The organism is Aquidulcibacter sp. (genome assembly GCF_044346625.1).
GTDB lineage: Bacteria > Pseudomonadota > Alphaproteobacteria > Caulobacterales > Aquidulcibacteraceae > Aquidulcibacter.
Genome location: NZ_JBIIYV010000147.1, coordinates 1 through 3,417, shown reverse-complemented (window position 1 = coordinate 3,417; position 3,417 = coordinate 1). Strand labels below are relative to the sequence as shown.

Here is a 3,417-nt window from a genome sequence, read left to right as displayed (position 1 = left end):
GACGAGATCTTGGTCTTCTTCAAAAGATGGAGCAAGAAAATCGAGCACGGGCTCGCCGGTCTTGCGCCGCCAGCGCCCGCTGCGGCCCTTGGGGTCGATGGATGGCGTAACCTCTAATCCGAACTTGGCGAGAGCCGTTGGTAAATCCTTCAAGCTTAGCGCCGCGTCGTCTGCCAGGGCGATCGATAAATTCTGATAGCTCGCAATGTCGATGTCTTGTGTCAGCGCAGGCTCAATGCGCGTGATGCGTCTTCCAAGCTCAGCATCATAAAGCCTAAAGGCCATAGTCCCGACCAAAGTGCCACCCAAATCAAAAACGCCTTGAGCCGAAAGGCTAGCCAGCAAACTGCCGCTAGCGGCGTCAAGAGTTGGCAGTCGCGCTGCACGCAATTGCGCAACCATGTCGCCGCAACGCCTCTCGAACGCTTCTGTCACTTCGCGACGTGCTTCAATCTCGGGCAACCGCGCGTTGGTCTCCTCATTGTCAGGGCCAATGTATCGCTGAACCACATGGCTGCCGGTTCGGTCACTGGCATACCAATAAGTCTTGCCCCGCACTGTTCGCTTGAATGGCGCACCAGTCGGGCCAGCGCTTGGCGTACGCGACAAGTGCGTATCGACGAGCTCTTGGTAGAGTGTCATCAATTGGAGGGGAAGAACTTCAGCCATAGTGTTACACTACAAACTTATTCTATGTAGTGCAACATACTTCATGATTGGCTGCATCTAGCATATTTCGTTGCATAGATCGTTTCGCGTTTCTAACAGTTTCATTGTGTTTCCAAGTGAGGTCATAAGGGGAACTGAGGAGATATGAGAGAGGGATAGGCAAGATAAAGGAGGTTTTGCGTTGCTTTATCCTACTGATATTATTCGCAAAATAGGTGAATCTGGTTGCCCCTCATGAATTGCCATGAATTACTGCGCCAATGGCTGGTTTCTGGGTCTTCGTGGACCGCCATCTGGGAGTTCCGACCATGGCATATGGCAATCAGGATCAGGGTGATCGCGGTAGCAGATCAGAGCCGGTTTTCACGCTTCAGGAGCGCTTGAGCCAGCGCCTCGCAAGCCCTGGGGCCGAGGCGCAGGCCCGCTTGCCAACCCGTCTCAAAGGTGATGGCGGCTCTGTACGGGCATCCCTTGCTCGCAAGCTTGTTCATGCAAAGCTCTTTGGTCGTGGTAGTGGTGGGACGGCTGGTGGCGGTATTGATAGTAGTGATCCAGCGGCGCGCAAGGGTGGTGTTGGATCCATCAGCGTGCGAGCTTCCCAGCGGGTTGTCGTGAAGGCCTTTGTTGCCCGCCACAAAGGACCACGCGCTGTTGCTAATCCCAGCAAGGCTATTGTCCAACATGTGAAGTATCTGGCTCGCGAAGGTGTAGGCTTTGATGGGTCTGAAGCTCACTTCTATGGACCAGCTGGCGAGCTTGCCCCAGAGGCCGTCAAGGAAGCCACGCGGGCATGGGGCGATGATCGCCATCACTTCCGTCTGATCATTAGTCCAGAGCAAGCCGATAAGATGGAAGATCTTCAAGGCTACATCCGTAATGTCATGGGCGAGGTTAGTCGCGATCTCAAGGAGCCTGCCCTCACCTGGGTCGCCATCAATCATCACGATACCGATCAGCCTCATGCCCATGTCCTAATCCGAGGTATCAGAGCCAATGGCTCGACCCTGATCATTCCCCGCGAGATAATCAGCCAAGGTATCCGCCAGCGGGCAGAAAACCACGCGCAGAGCCTTCTTGGCGATAAGACACGCACAGAGGCCGAGCAGCAGCTGTTTGGGCGTACACGGGCAAACTATTGGACCGACATTGACCGAAAGCTCACCAAGCTTGCTGAAGCCAATAGCGGGCTACTCGCATCAGAAGAACTTACCCGCACCGATACGTTTGGAGCTGTTGCACGAGGGAGGGTCACTCATCTCGAACGCATGGGGCTGGTTACACGCTCAAAAGCTGGTGTCGCCTTTGCGCCAGATATGAAACAGCGGCTTGATACCCTCCAACGCAGCAAGGACGAGATCCGCTCCTATTGGGACCGGGAGCGCTCTGCGGCATTCAGTCAGCGAGGAGCGCCCGAGCACAGCGTGTCTAAGGAAAGCGAAGCTGCACCCTCGTCCCAACGCAAGGTCGAAGCTCGACGAGCTGTAGAGTTGGAGCGGCGCTTTGATCCAACTACCGACCGCCTCACCCCGCATGATGTCATTCTGGCGCGTCGGGCGAACGGCAGAGATGCGCCAGAGCCTGTCTCAGAGGCCATGGAGGCAGAACTTCGTGCGCGGGCAGAGCATCTGATCAAGGCAGGGCATGGCACCGCACAGGGCCGTGGCATAGGATTCAAGGCTGAAAGCTGGTACGCGCTTCGTGACAAGGACTTCCAAGCCGCTGCCCGCGAACAATTGGGGCTTGAGCGCGGCGCCATCGGCGTACAACCCAATGCCTCGGAGGGCACAGTCCTCGGTCATATCGATACCGCTCTTGGCCGCCATGCCGTTATTGATCGGGGGGTGAATGTCATCGCCGTTCGCGAGATACCCGGAGCGGAGCTTGCTCTGGGGCAGGTCCTGGGTGCGGGGATCGGGCGATGACATTTGTTGTTTGGACGAATGTCAAAACTGCGACTAAGGTCAAGTTAGCGGTCCCTGCTGGACTTTCGCTAGCGTATGAAACACTTCGAAACGGAACGACGAAAACGCTCTCAAAGCGGCACTAACTGCAATTTGTTTGAAAATAAAATGTGGGTACCGGTGTGGGTACGGAGGGGCCTTATTTTTAAGTTATTGAAAAATAAGAAAAAATCAGTCGAACTGGCGGACAGAGAGGGATTCGAACCCTCGATGGGCTTGCACCCATACACGCGTTCCAGGCGTGCGCCTTCAACCACTCGGCCACCTGCCCGTTCGAAGGCGCGGGTATAAACATCATAGCAGACTAAGCAAGCCATCAATGCATACGCAAGTGTACTTGGCTGATCTTTCGGCTCTTTAAGCTAGGACTTGATCAGCCCATGCATCAAAATGGGCCCAGAATGCCGCCCGAATGGCGTCCACTTCGTGCAAAAGCTCATGTTTAGAGCCAGCGACAACCCGCAATTGCCCATGAGGAACTTGACCGCAGATGCGGACATGGGCGGCATTATCCACAATGGTCTCGCCCTCGGCACTAACAACCAAGATCGGGACATTGATTTGGGAAAGACGGGCGGGGGTGAATGATGCCATCGTCTTAATTGCTTCAACCAACCAGCCATTCGTAGGTCCTGCGATCTGCAAGGCAGGCTGTTCTAACATCAAGGCATTGTTGCGGGCAAAGCGCTTTGGATCATGGGTAACTTGATTGGCTTCAAACGCCTCAGGCTGCCACGTGGTAGGCAGGGATGGCGCAACGTCTTTGCCCTTGCCGGTCGCCACCAAG

3 protein-coding genes and 1 tRNA gene are annotated in these 3,417 nt (G+C 55.4%); 1 reads left to right on the top strand and 3 read right to left on the bottom strand.

Annotated elements, in window-relative coordinates:
* On the bottom strand, nucleotides 1–669 hold a 669-nt coding region (locus ACIQ20_RS16240), incomplete at its 3' end, for a GSU2403 family nucleotidyltransferase fold protein (protein ID WP_395782152.1).
* Between the two features lie 308 nt (nucleotides 670–977).
* Between ACIQ20_RS16240 and ACIQ20_RS16235 the strand changes: the two genes are divergently transcribed.
* Nucleotides 978–2,591 carry a hypothetical protein gene (locus ACIQ20_RS16235; protein ID WP_395782150.1) on the top strand — a complete coding sequence of 538 codons (1,614 nt, stop codon included), beginning with the start codon at nucleotides 978–980 and terminating at the stop codon, nucleotides 2,589–2,591.
* A gap of 220 nt (nucleotides 2,592–2,811) precedes the next feature.
* On the opposite strand, the gene ACIQ20_RS16230 is transcribed toward ACIQ20_RS16235, so the two are convergent.
* Nucleotides 2,812–2,901 (bottom strand) — tRNA-Ser (locus ACIQ20_RS16230).
* 86 nt (nucleotides 2,902–2,987) lie between these two features.
* A partial coding sequence (locus ACIQ20_RS16225; protein ID WP_395782148.1) for a serine aminopeptidase domain-containing protein occupies nucleotides 2,988–3,417 on the bottom strand: 430 nt, incomplete at its 5' end.